The 15,697-nt window shown below is 70.3% G+C and carries 10 protein-coding genes; 6 read left to right on the top strand and 4 right to left on the bottom strand.

What is annotated here, in order from left to right; genetic code table 11:
- Positions 1-38 precede the first annotated feature (38 nt).
- The 3 genes from ACP690_RS00355 (at position 39) to ACP690_RS00365 (ending at position 2,850) form a co-directional block, all read left to right on the top strand.
- Positions 39-1,439 (top strand): helix-turn-helix domain-containing protein, encoded by a 1,401-nt coding sequence (locus ACP690_RS00355; RefSeq protein WP_426259801.1) that lies wholly within the window; start codon positions 39-41, stop codon positions 1,437-1,439.
- 177 nt (positions 1,440-1,616) lie between these two features.
- Positions 1,617-2,420, top strand: a complete 804-nt coding sequence (locus tag ACP690_RS00360; RefSeq protein ID WP_426259802.1) for a DUF72 domain-containing protein — start codon at positions 1,617-1,619, stop codon at positions 2,418-2,420.
- A gap of 58 nt (positions 2,421-2,478) precedes the next feature.
- Positions 2,479-2,850, top strand: a complete 372-nt coding sequence (locus ACP690_RS00365; protein ID WP_426259803.1) for a hypothetical protein — start codon at positions 2,479-2,481, stop codon at positions 2,848-2,850.
- Between the two features lie 70 nt (positions 2,851-2,920).
- Here the strand turns inward: ACP690_RS00365 and ACP690_RS00370 are convergent, their stop codons facing one another.
- Together ACP690_RS00370 and ACP690_RS00375 are read right to left on the bottom strand one after the other, a co-directional pair.
- Entirely contained in the window at positions 2,921-3,439 is a 519-nt protein-coding gene (locus ACP690_RS00370) for a YceD family protein (RefSeq protein ID WP_426259804.1), read from the bottom strand.
- Positions 3,436-3,942: a ubiquinol-cytochrome C chaperone family protein gene (locus ACP690_RS00375; protein ID WP_226341879.1), complete on the bottom strand. Its 507-nt coding sequence runs from the start codon at positions 3,940-3,942 to the stop codon at positions 3,436-3,438. The genes ACP690_RS00370 and ACP690_RS00375 overlap by 4 nt, the downstream gene beginning before the upstream one ends.
- A 139-nt stretch (positions 3,943-4,081) precedes the next feature.
- On the opposite strand from ACP690_RS00375, the gene ACP690_RS00380 reads away from it, so the two are divergent.
- The gene (locus tag ACP690_RS00380) at positions 4,082-4,600 is read left to right on the top strand and encodes an outer membrane protein assembly factor BamE (protein ID WP_244304953.1); all 519 of its coding nucleotides are present in this window, start codon (positions 4,082-4,084) and stop codon (positions 4,598-4,600) included.
- Between the two features lie 159 nt (positions 4,601-4,759).
- Here ACP690_RS00380 and pbpC read toward each other — a convergent pair whose 3' ends face one another.
- Positions 4,760-6,880, bottom strand: coding sequence for a penicillin-binding protein 1C (pbpC, locus tag ACP690_RS00385; RefSeq protein WP_426259805.1), 2,121 nt, complete (start codon positions 6,878-6,880; stop codon positions 4,760-4,762).
- 255 nt (positions 6,881-7,135) lie between these two features.
- The gene (locus tag ACP690_RS00390) at positions 7,136-12,892 is read right to left on the bottom strand and encodes an alpha-2-macroglobulin family protein (protein WP_426259806.1); all 5,757 of its coding nucleotides are present in this window, start codon (positions 12,890-12,892) and stop codon (positions 7,136-7,138) included.
- A gap of 240 nt (positions 12,893-13,132) precedes the next feature.
- Between ACP690_RS00390 and ACP690_RS00395 the strand changes: the two genes are divergently transcribed.
- A complete protein-coding gene (locus ACP690_RS00395) occupies positions 13,133-14,503 on the top strand; it encodes a glycosyl transferase family protein (protein WP_426259807.1) in 1,371 nt (456 codons plus the stop codon).
- Positions 14,500-15,510, top strand: coding sequence for a hypothetical protein (locus ACP690_RS00400; RefSeq protein WP_426259808.1), 1,011 nt, complete (start codon positions 14,500-14,502; stop codon positions 15,508-15,510). Before ACP690_RS00395 ends, ACP690_RS00400 begins: the two co-directional genes overlap by 4 nt.
- Positions 15,511-15,697: the final 187 nt, after the last annotated feature.

Raw genomic sequence — 15,697 nt, forward strand, 5'->3', positions numbered from 1 at the left:
AAATTGCAATTTGCACGTTTGCAAACTAGGTCCGTTCGATGACCGTCGAGCCGCCCCGTCCCCGTCTGTTCGCCGGCGATCGGGTGCGCACGCTGCGGGCGCGGCTGTCGCTCAGCCAGACGGCGCTCAGCCAGCGCCTCGGCATTTCGACCAGTTACCTCTCGCAGATCGAAAGCGGTGACCGGCCGATCACCGGCGGCGTCCTGGCGGCGCTGGCGCGCGCCTTTCCGCTCGACTGGGTCGACGTCGCGCCGGAGGAGGAATCGGCGGCGCTGGTCGCCGCGCTGGCGGCCGGGACCGACCCGTCCGTACCCGCCGCACAGCTCGACGAGGATGCGGTGCGCCGCGGCGTGCGCCAGCAGCCCCTGCTCGCACGACGGATGGCGGCGCTGCACGCCGCGCTCCAGCGCACGCAGGAGCAGCTGCGCGTGCTCGACGACCGCGTCGATGCCGGCGGCAGCCAGCCCGTGCCGCTCCCGTGGGAAGAGGTGCGCGACTGGTTCCAGGGCAGCGGCAATTACATCGACGCGCTCGATCGCTTCGCCGAGAGCCTCGCGGCCGATCTGTCCGGCGCGCGCGCCTATGCCGAACGGCTGGAGCGCGCCCACGGCATCCGATTGATCGACGATGGCGACGCCCTGCGCAGCTACGATCCCGCCGCCGCGACGCTGCGCATCGACGCCGCGCAACCGATCGAAACGCGCGCCTTCCAGATGGCGCACCAGCTGATCCGGCTCGAGGCAGCGGATCTGATCGAGCGGATCGTCGCCGACGCTCCGTTGCAGTCGGAGGCGGCGCGCGAGCTGCTGCGCGTCGGCCTCGCCAATTACGGCGCGGGCGCGCTGATGATGCCCTATGCCGCCTTCCGCAGCGCCGCGCGGCAGCAGCGCCACGACGTCGACGCGCTGCGCCAGCGCTTCGGGGTCAGCTTCGAACAGGTGTGCCACCGCCTCTCGACACTGCGCCGCCCCGGCGCACCCGGCATCCCCTTCTTCTTCTGCCGGATCGACATGGCGGGCAACATCACCAAGCGACATTCGGCGACGCGGCTGCAATTCGCGCAATATGGCGGTGCCTGCCCTCTGTGGGTCGCGCACGAGGCGGTGGCGATCAGCGACCGCATCCTCGTCCAGGTCGCCGAAATGCCCGACGGCGTGCGCTACGTTTCGATGGCGAAGGGGCTGGTGAAGGCCACCGCGAGCTACCGCCGCTCCCCCCGCCGCTATGCCGTGGTGCTTGGCTGCGAGGTCGAGCATGCCGCCGCCTTCGTCTATGCCGACGGACTCGACGTCGCCGGTGCGGACAGCGCGACGCGGATCGGCCCCTCCTGCCGCATCTGCCCCCGCCGCGACTGCGACCAGCGCGCCTTCCCGCCGGTGGGCCGCGACCTGCTGATCGATCCCGACCGGCGCGGGATCGTCCCCTATCGCTTCGACTGAGTGCGCGCACCGGCGCGGAGGACGCAAAGACGCCTCATGCGCGACAGCGCCCTTCTCCGCTGGGGCTCATTGTAAGGAGTGACCGACGCCACCGGCCCAACCTCTCTGCGCTCTCCGCGTCTCTGCGCGAAAAATCTGCCTCGCCGCAAGGCATGTCCCCCGGTCGCACGCGCCGTTATGCTCCCGCCCATGACGATACGAATCGGGATCGGCGGCTGGACCTACGAGCCGTGGCGCGGGACTTTCTATCCCGAGAAATGGCCGCAGAAGCGCGAGCTGGAATATGCCGCATCGCAGATGACCGCGATCGAGATCAACGGCACCTATTATTCGAGCTTCAAGCCCGCGAGCTTCGCCAATTGGGCGGCGGCAGTGCCCGACGGCTTCGTCTTCACACTGAAGGCGTCGCGCTACTGCACCAACCGCAAGGTGCTGGCCGACGCCGGCGAATCGATCGAACGCTTCGTCGGACAGGGCATCACGGAGCTGGGCGACAAGCTCGGCCCGATCCTGTGGCAGTTCATGGCGACGAAAAAATTCGACGCCGACGACATGGGTGCCTTCCTCAAGCTCTTGCCGGCCAAGCACAACGGCATCCCCCTCCGCCACGCCATCCAGGTCCGCCACGACAGCTTCGCCGACCCCGCCTTCATCGCCATGGCGCGCGCAGCCAACGTCGCGATCGTCTACGCCGATTCGGCCGACTATCCCGCGATCGCCGACGTCACCGCCGACTTCGTCTACGCCCGGCTGGAAAACGCGGTGGAGGCGGAGCCGGCGGGCTACAGCGATGCTGCGCTCGACCGCTGGGCGAAAGCGGCTCGCGACTGGCAAGCCGGCGGCCGCCCCGAGGGCCTGCCCTACGTCACCCCCGACACGCCCGCGAAGGCCCAGCGCGACACGTTCGTCTTCTTCATCAACGGCGCAAAAGTGCGCGCGCCGCACGGGGCGAAGGCACTGATCGAGCGGGTACGGGGGTAGGCAGATCGGCGGCTTACGCCAATTGGGGACGTACCTTTGAGGTTGCATCTTGAGGATCATGCTTGGCTGGTTGCGCAAAAAGCTCGTGAACACCTCGCCGCTGACGCGCTGGAATGTCAGCTTTTCGGATGGCGACATCGTGACCAGCGATGGTCAGGGCGCTGAACGAAAGCTGCCCCTTCGCGACCTACGTCGGGTTGTAGTCGCGACAGACGATAGCGGCCCTTGGGGCGCAGACGTCGTGTTTCTGTTGTTCTCAAATGCCCCAGACCCTGCCGCCGTCTTTCCACTCGAAGCGACCGGGCGAGAGGGCTTCGTGGAATGGCTGGGTGCCCAACCGGGCTTTCAAGACCGCGAATTAGCCAAAGCGATGGGTTCGACGCGGGTCGCGAGGTTCGAAGTCTTGGCTATCAAGCCGAAGGTCAGCTAGCCCCCAGTAACGGACGAGCCAACCTCAGTTCGATTGCCGCCCTTTCGGATTGAACGGCGGCGACCATTCGTCACCCCCCCGCCAGCTTCGCCTTCAGATCCTTCAGCGCGCCGAAGGGCCCAGCCTCTTCCTCGCTGATGACACCCGCGGCCTTCAGCGCGTCGGCGGCGTCGGGGCTGCGGGGGAAGGGGTCGAGCGACAGCGCGAGGGTTTCGGCGGCAACCTCGCCGAGGTCGATTCCGCCGCCCTCGATCTCCACCGTGTCGAGCGCGCCGGCGTCGAGTTCCACCTCGTCCTGACCGTCGAGACGCTCGACGAACAGCAGCGCGACCGGTTCGTCGATCGTTGCAGGCAGCGGCACGCCCGTGACCGAACACGCCTGCGACACCGCGCCCGTCACCCGACCGCGCACGGCGATGCCGGCGGCCTCGCGGCGCAGCGTCAGTTCCGCCTCGAGTCGCTCGACCGCGATCAGATCGAAGCGCCGTGCCAAGGCGGCGCGTTCGGCCTCGTCAGCGATGATGTGGACGGCACGATCGCCCGCACCGATCGCGTCGAGGCGTTCGGGGCGACTGAATTCGGGGGTCATGGCAGGTCTCCGGCGGTCAGGCGGTCGAGCGGCGTCGCGTCGAGTGCGGTGCGGAATGCAGTCAGGTGCTGCGCCACATGCGCCACGGCCTCCGGCGCGGGCGCCTCGCCGCGGTACAGGTTGCGGACCAGCGCCGGCGTCAGGTCGCCCGCCGCCAGCCCGTCGCGATAGGCGCCGAGACGGCCGCCGAGCATGCTCATCATCTTGCCGACATGCTTACCGACGACCAGGTCGCCCATGCCCATCTGCCGAAGCTGCCCGTCCATATCGTCGACGAAGCGTTCGGTGAGGTGCGCCGACAGCGTCGCGGCGGCGGGCTCCGCCTCCAGCCGCAGCAGCACCATCGTCAGCACCGCGGCGATCATGTCGAACCGGCCATCGACCGTGTCGGGCACGGCGCCGGCCAGATACCAATGCTCCGCCCGCCCGCGCGTCACCACCGCATTGTACAGCGGCAGCGCCTGGTCCTGTCGCTCGCCGAACAATCGTCCCCACCAACCCACTGTGCGCCCGTCCTCCCTGGCACGCCCCGCGGCACTGCCGCTTGAAGCCTTGTCGTTCCTCGCATATCGAGGCGATCGGCGGGCGATGCAATCGATCCTGCGCGCGCCATGGGCGGGAAAGCCGCCGCTGGAGATTGTGATGAGCGTATCCGTTGCCCGTTTCGGCGCCCGCGCCCGTGCCCGCGTGGGTCTGATCGCGGGACTGGCCTGTGTCCTGGGTGCCGGCGCCTGCACGCCGCTGCGGTCGCACCAGGGCTATATCATCGACGCCGATCTGGTGAATTCGGTGCAGCCGGGCGTCGATAACCGCGCATCGGTGGCGCAGGTGCTCGGCCGGCCGACGATCGCGAGCCAGTTCGGGGCACAGGACTGGTATTACGTCTCGCGCGACAGCCGGAACCTCAATTTCCAGAAGCCCAAGGCGAAGGACCAGATCGCGCTGAAGATCACCTTCGATCCCAACGGCACGGTCAAGTCGGTGACGCGCACCGGCATCGATCAGATCGCCAATGTCGATCCGTACGGCAAGACGACGCCGACGCTGGGTAAGAAGCGCGGCTTCTTCGAGGATCTGTTCGGCAACATCGGCACGGTCGGTGCGGCGGGCGCAGGCGGCCCCGGCGGCAGCAACACCGGCGGCGGTCGCAACACGCCGTAACGGCCCCGGCTGGCCACCACGGCGTTGGCCGCGCCGCCTGCTACGCATCGGCGCGGCCGTGCCGTGCTTGGACCGGCACTGATCCCAAAAGGGGTTAAGGGATCAGTGGCGGCTAACGCGTCATGCGGGCTTTGGTTCTTTCGTGGCGCACGATTTTCGTCAGCGCACCGTGAACAGGATCTGGTCGACGATCCGGCCACCGCCATCGACCAGCCGCAGCCGGTGCAGCCCCGGCCCCGGCATCACGGGTTCGCCGTGATCCGCCGGCCCCAGATCGCGTGAATCGAGCTGGATGCGATGCGCGGCAGCACTGCCGCTGACCCCGATCACCAAGCGCTGGCGATCCGCCGGAATATCGGGATCGAGCGCATAGACGCTGCCCGCCACCGGATTGGTGAAGCGCGGCCGATGCGCCTCGGCCGGCGCGGCGGCGACCCGCGTCTGCGCAGTGCCGCGAACGAAAAACTCCTGCCGCGCCTGTTCGCGCGTGTCGGTGAAGGCGACGCGGCTCGCGACGACATCGGCGGGCTTCGGCGGCGCGCGACCGGGCGCGCGGGCATGCAGGGCCAGCATCACGTCGCGCCATACCGGCGCCGCGCCGCTGGTGCCCGACACCGCGCGCATCGGGTCGCCCTCCGCATTGCCGACCCACACGCCGACGGTGAAGCGATCCGAATAGCCGATGCACCAATTGTCGCGCATCGCCTTGGACGTGCCCGTCTTCACCGCCGCCCAGAACGGCAGGCGCAACGCCGAATCGAGGCCGAAGGTCGCGGCACGCGCATTGGGATCGGATATCATGTCGCCGACGATCCACGCCGCCGCAGGGGAGACGATCGCGCGCGGCGCCACCCGCGGCTGGTCTAGCGTCAGCCGCAGCGGGCTCCACCGCCCGCCCTGCGCCAGCGTGCGATAGGCGTCGGCCTGCTCCAGCAACGTCACCTCCGCGGACCCCAGCGCGAGCGAGAAGCCGTAATAGGCGCCGTCCTCCACCAGTCCGCGATAGCCCAGGTCCCACAACCGATCGCGGAACGGCTCCACCCCGACGAGCAGCAGCGTCCGCACCGCCGGCACGTTGAGCGACCCCGCCAGCGCGATCCGCGCCGACACCGGTCCCTTGAATCCACGGTCGTAATTCTGCGGCACGTACAAGCCCGATGCGGTGTCGAGCTGCACCGGCGAATCGTCGAGGATCGACGCGGGGGTGAGGTAGCGCCGCTCGATTCCCAGCGCGTACAGGAACGGCTTCAGCGTCGATCCCGCCTGGCGATAGGCATTGGCGTTATCCACCGCCGGTGCGGTCGACGCGCCGCCGATCCCGCCGACATAGGCGAGCACGTCGCCGCTCGCATTATCGACCACCACCACCGCGCCATCCCGCGCGCGCGTGCCGCCGAGGCCGAGCAATTGCCGCCGCAGCGCCGCCGCCGCCATCCGTTGCACTCCGGCATCGAGCGTCGTGGTGATGCGCAGCCCCGGCTTCGTCAGCAACCGGTCCGACAGATGCGGCGCCAATCCCGGATCGAGCGCCAAGCTGCGCGCCGGCCCCAGCATCGCGGCGACCTGCGGCGCGAACCGCGTGCAATCCGCCCCCCCCGACAGCGCACACGCCCGCCGCGCGATCGTTGCCGCATCGGCGCGCGGATCGGGCAGCAGCGCGGCGAGCAGCAGCGCATCATCGCGGGTCAGGCTGGCCGGCGTCTTGCCGAACAGCCCCAGCGCCGCCGCGCCGATCCCCTGCGCCTCACCGCGATAGCCGGCGAGGTTCAGATAGGCTTCGAGGATCTGGTCCTTGCTCCACCGCGCCTCCAGCGCACGGCCCGCGCGGATCTGGCGCACCTTGTCGATCCACCCGCGCGCGCCCGGCCGCGCCAGCGTCGGCGACAGAAAGCCCGCGACCTGCATCGACAGCGTCGACGCCCCGCGTGCCCGCTGCCGCTCGATCCGCGCGCGCGTCGCCCCGGCCAGCGCCACCCAGTCGACACCGCCATGATCGAAGAAACGATGATCCTCCGCCCGCACGATCGCGGCGCGGGCATCGGGCGCGATCACGGACAGCGGCGTCCAGGCGAGCCGCCGCGCCGCGAAATCGACGCGTGCGCTGTCGATCAGCGCGCCGTGCCGATCGTACAGCCACGCCTCCGACGGTCGCCACCGCGCGCGGACGGTGGCGTAGTCCGGGAGGGGTGGTGGGCGCGTGGCGTAATCGAGGCCGCCACCGATGACGGCGACGACGCCGACCAGTGCGAGGGCGCGCCGGGGGGTGAAGCGGAACGCCACGTCAGACGCTCAGGCCAGCAGCCCCGCCGCTCTGCCACCCCGCTTGCCCCACCCACTCCGTCACCCCGGACTCGTTCCGGGGTCCACCGTGGGGCTGGGGGGACGGCCTGCGCCTCCGGCCTTCCCCCTCGCCGCGGAGTGGACCCCGGACCACGTCCGGGGTGACAGGGGATGTGAGGCGACCGCAGCGCCGCCATCCAGGGCGTCCTGATTCGGCGCTGCATCGCCGCGCCCTCCTCGCAATGACGGCCCCCCTCACCGCTGCCCCACCACCACCGGCTGGTTCGGCACCTGCGCCCGCACGCTCGGCGAATACATCGCCTCCACCCGCGTCGGCGGCAGGCTAAACCGGCCCGCGCCGTTCAGCCGCAGCGCATAGCTCACCGTGAAGCGCCCGCGCGGCACCCAGGCGAAGAAGGCGCGCCAGCTGTCGTTGCCACGCTCGATATACGACGGCTGCACGCCGTCGCTGTCGCCGCCCTCCCCCAGCATCTGCGACTGGTTGGCGAGGTCGCCGATGATCGTCGCGCCCGCGGGGATCGGATCGTCGACCACCACCCAGTTGCGCTCGGCACTGGCATCGACGGTGATCGTCACGCGCAGCACGTCGCCGCGCGTTAGCTGCCCGCGTTCACGCGCCTGCACCACCTGCACCGTCCGCGTCGCGCGGTATCCGGCGAAGACGGGGCTGGTCAGCGGCACCGCAGCGCGCACCAGCACCGTCGCCCATGGCCCCGCCCCACCACTTTGTCGCAGGACCAGCGGCGTCTGTGCCGGCGGCAGCGGCAGACTGACCGTCCGCGCGTCGGCGGCGAGCGGCCAGCTGCGCGACGCGCTCGCCGAACCCAGCTGCAGCGTCGTCGTGCCCGCAATCGCCTGCGCCGGATACAGCCCCGCGAACTTGCGCACCGCCACCGCGCCCCAGGCATTGGCCGTCGTCGTGTCCCAATGGCCGCGCGACTGGCGCAGGCTGACGCCGACCATCATCTTCGCCGCCTCGTCCTGCCAGCCCGGTCGCCCGAGCGTAACGAGCAGCGCCTTGATCGCCGCCTCGTCGCCCGACGCCATCAGCCACCACGGCGCCGACGACGCGTCGGACAGGTCGAGCCGCGTGCCTTCGTAGACCAGCCGGCTGCGCAGCACGCCCTCCGCCTGCGCCTTCAACGCCGCCGCATTGGCGGCCGGCACCCGGTCGAGCGCCGCGATATAATCGGCGAGGAGCGAGGTCGGCATGTCCTGTGCCGGCAGGCCGATCTGCCCCAGCATTGCGGGCGTGGCTTCCCCGGCCCGCGCGAGCGCCGCGAACGCCACCAGCTTCTGCTGGCGCGGATCGCCATAGGTCTCATGCCGGACGCGGCCGTCGAGCACCGCCTTCAGCCCCTCCACCATCCGCGCGCGCGAGGCCGGCGGCAGCGGCAGCCCCGCCTCGCTGGTCAGCGACAGCACATAGGCCGTCAGCGCCTCCGACCCGTCGAGCGATTCGCGCGGCCAGTAACGCAGCAACCCGTCGGATGCCTGATAGGTCGGGATCGCCCCCGCCAGCGCGCTCCACCGCGCCGCATCGCCGAGCGCGACGATCCGGCTCAATTGCTGTTCGAAGCAATTGTACGGATAGCGCGTCATGTAATCGCGCACGCCCGCCAGCGGCGGCGCGAGCGTGTCGGTCAGCTGTACGTCGACCGATCCGCGCCCCGGCAGCGCGCCCGCGGGGGCCGCGATCGGCAGGCTGGTGGTGTCGCTGACCCGGGTCAGCGCCGCCGCCCAGGTTTCGACCGGTACCGCCGGCACCACCTGCTGGCTGACGGTCAGCCGGTCGCTTGCCTTGCCGTCCTTCGACGTTGCCGTGACCTGCCAGCGCAGCGTCCCGCTCGCCTGTGGGGCGGTCAGGTTCCACGCGACCGGCACCGCGCGTCCGGCGGGGATCGTCACGGTCAGCGGCTTGCCTTGCGCGATCCGCGGGAACACCTCCACCTTCGCGGTGACGGTCATCGGGTGATCGCTTCCGTTGCGCAGCGTAAAGCCTGCCGCATACCAGTCGCCGCTGCGCACCAGCGGCGGCAGGCCGGCATAGACCGACAGATCCTGCGCGGTGCGGATCGCGGTCGATCCAGTGCCGAACAGCCCGTTGCCGTCGGTGGCGATCGCGACCAGCTTGAACGACGACAGCGCATCGGACAGCGGCACGCGCAGCGTCGCACGCCCGCTCGCGTCGAGCGGCACCTGCCCCTGCCACAACAGCACCGGCTTAAAATTCTCGCGGTTGATCGCCGCCGCGGCATCGCCGCCGCCACCGCCCGCTTCCACCGCCTTGCGACCGTAATGCCGCTTGCCGACGACCTGCATCTGCGCGGTCGAGGTGAGCACGGACAGCGGCCGCTCGCCCATCATCGCGGTCAGCACGTCCCAGCTGTCGTTGGGGGCGAGCTGCAACAGCGCCTCGTCCACCGCGACGAAGGCGACATCGGCGCTCGTCGCCGGCGAGCCGTCCGGCCGCTTCACCTGCACTGCGACCGCCGCCGTGCCGCGCGGCGCAAAGCGTTCGTGATCGGCTTTCACCGTCACGCCCAACGTATGCGTCTCCCACCCCACCTTCACCTTGGCGATACCGAGGCGGAAGGCGGGCTTGGCGAGGTCGACCAAAGCGGTCGGTTCGGGGGCGGGCTCGCTCTTCACCAACCCCAGCGACTGGCCGATGCCGCGCAGCCAGCTGGTCCAGCCGCTCTCCACCCGCCCGCGCACCGCGAGGACGGAGACGAAGACGTCGGGCGCGTACGATCCCGGCAGCGGCACCTCGACCACCGGATCGGTGCCGCTGAGGTCGGTGACGAAGCTCGACAGCACGCCCTCGCGCTCCACCGTCACCAGCGCGGTCGCGGCGCGGAACGGCATGCGCACCTGGAATCGCGCCGTCTCGCCCGCCTTGTAGGCGGTGCGTTCGGGGATCACGTCCATCCGGTCACCATTGTCGCCGCCGAACCACCAGGCGTCGTCGCCGACCAGCCACACCGATTGCACCGCGCGTGCGACATTTCCGTCCGCATCGGTCGTCGTCGCGACCGCATAGACCTCGCCCGACACGCCGGGATCGATCGTGCAGCTGGCCAGCCCCTGCGCATCGGTGGTGGCGGTGCAGGCCGCCGCCAGCTTCGTCGTGCGCATCTGGTTGTCATAGGCGTAGAAGCCGCCGATCAGCCGCCGCCGCGCGGTGAGGATCTGACGGCTGTACAGCGCGACCGAGACCGTCTGCCCCTTGATCGGCTTGCCGCGCGCGTCGAGCGCGACGAACTTCAGCCGCAGGTCGTCCTGTTTCATCAGCCAGCCGTCGGTCTTGATGCCCAGCTGCACCGCGGACGGCAGGATCGGGATCACGCGGCTTGCGGTCAGCACCTCGCCATTGGCGTCCTGATAATCCATCTCGACGCGCATGTCGGCGAGCCCGTCGAGCGCGGGCACGTCGACGTTGATATGGCCCGTGCCGTCACCGCCCAGCGTCGCCGGCAGTGTCTGCGTCGGGGGCAGCGGCGTCTCGCGATCGTCGCCGTCGCCGTTCATGGCGCGCGTGCCTTCCTCCACCTTGGCACCGCCGAAGGTGTACGCCTCATAGCCTTCCGGGTTGGCGCTATGTGCGAACCAGCCGACGCGCACGTCGACGGGCAGGTTGCTCGCGCCGCCGCCGGAGAGGTAGCCGACATACAGATCGAGCGGCAGCGACTTGGGCCGCACCGCCGGCGCCTTCGGCCCGGTCACGCTCGCCCGCATTGTCGGCAATTTGTATTCGTCGACCTTGAACGACTGCGACGTATAGGTGACGTCGTCGCCCCGCACGCCATCACGCACGATGCGCAGGTCATAGTCGCCCATCGGCGCGCCCTGCGGCACCGTCCAGCTCGTCTCGCCCACCCCGCGCGCATCGATATTGAGCGGCAGGTCGAACTGCGTGTCCGATCCGCGATGCGCGAGGCGCAGCGTGCCGCTGAAGCCCGGCGGGATCGCAAAGCCGCTACCATCCGGACGGCGGACGATATGCTTCATGTGGATCGTCTCGCCCTGGCGCACCAGCGCGCGGTCGAAGACGGTGTGGAACGTCTCGGACGGCGCCGAATAGCCATAGGGCAATTCGAAATCGTACGGCCGGATGCCCTCGCCCCACGTCGTCAGCGCAAAGCTGAAATCGTCGCCGTTGCGTGCAGACACCATCAACGGATGCGCGGTCGCGGTGTCGGAACAGCTGCCGTAGGTCTCGGGCTCGGGCAGCCCCTTGGGCACCATCAGCCCGCCGCTGCGATCGGTGACGCCCCGCGCCAGCAGGCGGCCAGTGCAGCTGTCGCTCACCTGCACGCTCGCGTTGGCGACCGGCTTGCCGCTGTCGAGCGCGGTCACCCAGGCAAGGCTGCGCTCGCGGCCCCATTTGAAATGCACCGCCATGTTGGTGACGAGCGCCGCGGTCGCGACGTAGCGCGGCGCGTTGCGCCCGAGCAGCGACCGACCGAGCCGCGGACTGGCGAGCTCGACCACGTAGAACCCCGGCTTGCCGAGCGGAATGCCGACGACCTCGAATGCGCGCCCCTTGCCCGGCAGGCCCAGCGTCAGCCCCGCGCCCTGATCGCCCAGAATTGATCGGTCGCCGGTGTGGTTGATGCGCGCGACGACCTCGTCGCCGCGCTTCACGTCCTCGATACGGGTCTCGCCCGCCGCGGTGACGGTTCGTAGCCATTCGGCGACCGCCGCGTCCGAATCGCCCACCTTCAGCGTCCGCCCGCCGATCGCCAGGCTCTTGCCCTGCAACGCCGGTTCGACGTTGCGCACGGTGACGGGCAGCACGCCGCCTTGCGCCGATTCGAGGATGCCGAAATCGGCCGCGAACTTTACCAGCGGCGGCGCTTCGTCGAACTTCACCTCCAGCGGAAAGCGTTCGGCGTTGCTCAAGGCTCGTCCGCTTTCGTCCTTGATCCCGGCGGGCAGCGTCAGCTTCGCGGTCGCATCGGCGGGCAGCGGCGCCTTGAAGGTGACGTCACTGATCGTCGCCTTCTTCTTATCGTCGTCATCGAACGTCGGCGCGATCGATTTGCCGTCCGCGAAGGTCAGCCGGATCGCCGCGGCCTGGCTCATCGGCACCGGCGCGGTGAAGCGGACGTACGCGGGCTGTACCGGGCTGCACCCGGCCTGCGGGTTGGTACGGCTGCATTCGAAGCGCGCGGCGAACGGCTTGCGTACGGTAAAGTCGAACCGCTGGTCCGTGCCGGCCAGCTTACCGGACGCCGAGGCAATCCCCTTGCCCCACACCAGCGCCATGTCGCGCCCCGGCGGCAGCGCGCGGCGGCATTTCAGGGCGGTGATCCCCGCATAGGCGGTCTGTCGCTCCGCAGGCGTGGCGGGCACCGCCTCGGGCAGCCCGGCATTCTCCAGGAAGCTGCGCACCGACCAGTTGCGCGTGCCCATCTCGCCCAGCAGCTTCGCGGGCAGGCCGGCATCGAGCACGTCGACCGGAATCTTCTCGCCCAGCCCGTCGACCGCGCAATAGGCATTGGCCGCGACCGAAGCGCGCGTCGGCGCGACCGGCGCGGCGACCAGGAACACCTGATCCTCTTCGATCTCGTCCCCCGACGGCAGCACCGCGAGCGCGCGCGGCCCGCCCGCCTCGACCGTGTAATTCGCCCGCCCGGAGAAGCTGTAGCCCGATACGCTCTTCAGCCCCTCGACCGCGTCGAAGCTGCATTTGGCATCGCCGGTCAGCGGCGCGGCGAAATCGAACACCCAGGTCTGCGGATCGACCCAGCGGCCGGTGCCGGCACAGCCTGTCTTGAACGGCGCCTTCACTCGCGGGTCGCCCAGCGGTACCATCGCCTGGCTGAAGCGGATCGTATAGCGTTCGATCGCACCGCCGCCGTTCGCACCGGCGCCGCCCGTACCGGGCTGGGCGAGCACCACCTGCGGGCTGTCGTCACCGAACGCCGCGACGGGCGCCAGAGCCAGTGCCAGCACCGCCAACCGTACCGCCGCATTCCGCCGCATGCCCGCGCCCCCCTTGTTGCGCCATGTCTAGGCCGTTCGCGGGGCCGAATCCAGCGGGCCGGAGCTGCCTGCCCCACGCGAATGTGCAGGCCATTATTGATCCGATTCGCGCGAAGACCTCGAAGCCGGCGGCACGACCGGCCCGTTATCTTGGGCCAATTCATATCGATGCCAGAAGTGACTTGCCGAACTTAAGTCCATAACGGAGGTTTGTCGCCGGGGCGGACCGGGGGGTGGCGCGTGGATTGGATCACCGCGATTATTGACGCCGCTGCGCGCGAAACCATGTTGTTCGCCGCCGCCGGCCTGTTGATCGGCGGCCTGGACGATCTGATCGTCGACCTGTGTTTCCTGGTGCGACGTGGAATGGGACGCGGCGCCATTCCCGCGCATCTCGATCGACTGCCGGCGCCGACCGGCAGCGGATGCCTCGCGATCTTCGTAGCCGCCTGGGACGAACAGGCGGTGATCGGCCAGATGCTCGCCACCGCCGTCGCGCGCATCGATCATCCCGATTACCGGCTCTACGTCGGCGTCTATCCCAACGATCCCGGCACGATCGCCGCAGCGCATGCGGTGGCGGCGACTGACCCGCGCATCCGCGTGATCGTCGGCCCGCGCAACGGCCCGACCACCAAGGCCGATTGCCTCAACAGCCTGTGGCGCGCGCTCGTCGCCGACGCCGCGGACGGCCCGATCAAGGCGGTGGTGCTGCACGATGCCGAGGATGTCGTCCACGCCGCCGAACTCACCGTGTTCGACACGCTGATCGAGGGATGCGCCGTCGTGCAGTTGCCCGTGCTGCCGCTGGTCCGTCGCGGATCGTTGGTATCCGGCCACTATGCCGACGAATTCGCCTATGCGCATATCGTCCAGCAGCCGGTGCGCGCGATGCTGGGCGCCGCGATGCCGCTCGCCGGTACGGGCTGCGCGATCGCGACCGACATGCTCGCGGCCATCGCCGCGGATCGGGGCGGCGCGCCGTTCGACGACACCAGCCTGACCGAGGATTACGAGCTCGGCCTTCACATCGCCGAACGCGGTGGCCGCAGCCGCTTCGCCCGCGTGCGCGATCCCCGTGACGACAGCCTGATCGCGGTGCGCGCCTATTTCCCCGACAGCGTGCCCACCGCCACGCGGCAAAAGGCGCGGTGGATGACCGGGATCGCGCTCGCCGGATGGGATCGCACCGGCTGGGGGCGGCCGCAGGCGCTGGCCGACCACTGGATGCGCTTTCGCGACCGGCGCGCGCCCGTGTCGGTGCTGGTGCTCGCAATCGCTTATGCTGCGATCCTCCTGTGGCCGCTGTCCGTCGCGCTGCACTGGCTGACCGGAACCGCGGTGGCGGATGACCGGCTCGCCGACTGGCTGCTGACCGCGACCACGCTGCTGCTCGTCTGGCGGCTGGGCATGCGGGTCGGCTGCACCGCGCACGATCATGGCTGGTGCCAGGCGGGCTGGTCGCTGCCGCGATTCTTCGTCGGCAACATCATCGCGCTGATCGCCGCGCCACGCGCGATCCGGCGCTACCTCACGCTGCTGCGCGGCGGCCCGCTGATCTGGGACAAGACCGCGCACGCCTTTCCGGAGCCAGGCACGCCGCTGGCATGACCGGCGGGCGCCCCTTGCGCTTTCTCGCGATCGTGCTCGGCGGCTGGATCGGCATGCGAACCCTGGCCCTGTTGCAGACAGGCGAGCTGCCGCTGGCGCCGCTCGCTGGCCCGGTCGAGCATATCGTCGCCGCACTCGGGGTCGGGACGGCGGAGGCGGCCGGGCGCTCCCCGCTTCCGATGCGCGGCGCCACACCGATCCCACGGCCGAACCCCACGCAAATCGCGGCGCCGCCACCACTGTCGCGCATCCCGACCGCCGCCACTCAAACGGACGGCGACCGCCCCGCGCCCGCCATGACGACGACGCCAACGCCCCGCCCCACGCCGCCACCGCCCCTGCTCCCGCTCGCAACGCCCGCCGCGACCACCCCGCGGGGACCGTCGCGTCTTGCCGGCAGCGTCTGGGGCATCACCCGCGACGGCGGGATCGGGCAGGCCAGCGGCGGCCAGCTCGGCGGATCGCAGGCGGGGATTCGCGTCACCTATGCGCTGGGCGCATCGCGCCGCGTCGCGCTCGCGGTGCGGTTCTCGACCCCGCTCGCCGGCCGTGGTGCGGAAGCGGCACTGGGCCTCGACTGGCAGCCCACCCGATTGCCGATCCACCTGCTCGCCGAACGCCGCATCGCGCTCGACGGCGGCCGCGGCGGCGCGATGCTCGGTCTCGTCGGCGGCTATGGCCCCGCGCCCATCGCCGGGCCGGTCACGGTCGAGGGCTATGGCCAGGCGGGACTGATCGCGCGCGACGGCACCGAAGCCTTCGTCGATGGCGCTCTCCGCCTCGCGCATCCCGTCGCGCACCGGGGCAAGGCGCGCCTCGACGCCGGAATCGGTGCATGGGGCGGGGCGCAGCGCGGCGCCGCGCGGCTCGACATCGGCCCGTCGCTCGGCCTCGTCGTGCCGGTCGCGAACCACAACCTCCGCCTGACCGCCGACTGGCGCCAGCGCATCGCCGGCAACGCCCGCCCCGATTCGGGCCCCGCCCTCTCGATCGGCACCAACTTCTGACGACGGGCCCCGAACGCCCCCTCCCGTCACCCCGGCCATGAGCCGGGGTCCCGCTTTTCCGGCGGTCGACCCAAAGCGGGACCCCGGATCAAGTCCGGGGTGACGAGATAAGACCGGTCTCTGTCCGGCACGGCCCGCCGAACCGCACGATGACGATGGTCCTAGTCCCGCGGCGCCAGCCGCGTAT

Source organism: Sphingomonas sp. DC4900, from assembly GCF_049896485.1.
Taxonomy (GTDB): Bacteria; Pseudomonadota; Alphaproteobacteria; order Sphingomonadales; family Sphingomonadaceae; genus Sphingomonas; species Sphingomonas aquatilis.

Bases quoted from the DNA above. Each gene is read 5' to 3' on its own strand.
- ACP690_RS00400 (WP_426259808.1), top strand. From the start codon at position 14,500: ATGACCGGCGGGCGCCCCTTGCGCTTTCTCGCGATCGTGCTCGGCGGC.
- ACP690_RS00360 (WP_426259802.1), top strand. From the start codon at position 1,617: ATGCTCCCGCCCATGACGATACGAATCGGGATCGGCGGCTGGACCTAC.
- ACP690_RS00390 (WP_426259806.1), bottom strand. From the start codon at position 12,892: ATGCGGCGGAATGCGGCGGTACGGTTGGCGGTGCTGGCACTGGCTCTG.
- ACP690_RS00370 (WP_426259804.1), bottom strand. From the start codon at position 3,439: ATGACCCCCGAATTCAGTCGCCCCGAACGCCTCGACGCGATCGGTGCG.
- ACP690_RS00380 (WP_244304953.1), top strand. From the start codon at position 4,082: ATGAGCGTATCCGTTGCCCGTTTCGGCGCCCGCGCCCGTGCCCGCGTG.
- ACP690_RS00365 (WP_426259803.1), top strand. From the start codon at position 2,479: ATGCTTGGCTGGTTGCGCAAAAAGCTCGTGAACACCTCGCCGCTGACG.
- ACP690_RS00355 (WP_426259801.1), top strand. From the start codon at position 39: ATGACCGTCGAGCCGCCCCGTCCCCGTCTGTTCGCCGGCGATCGGGTG.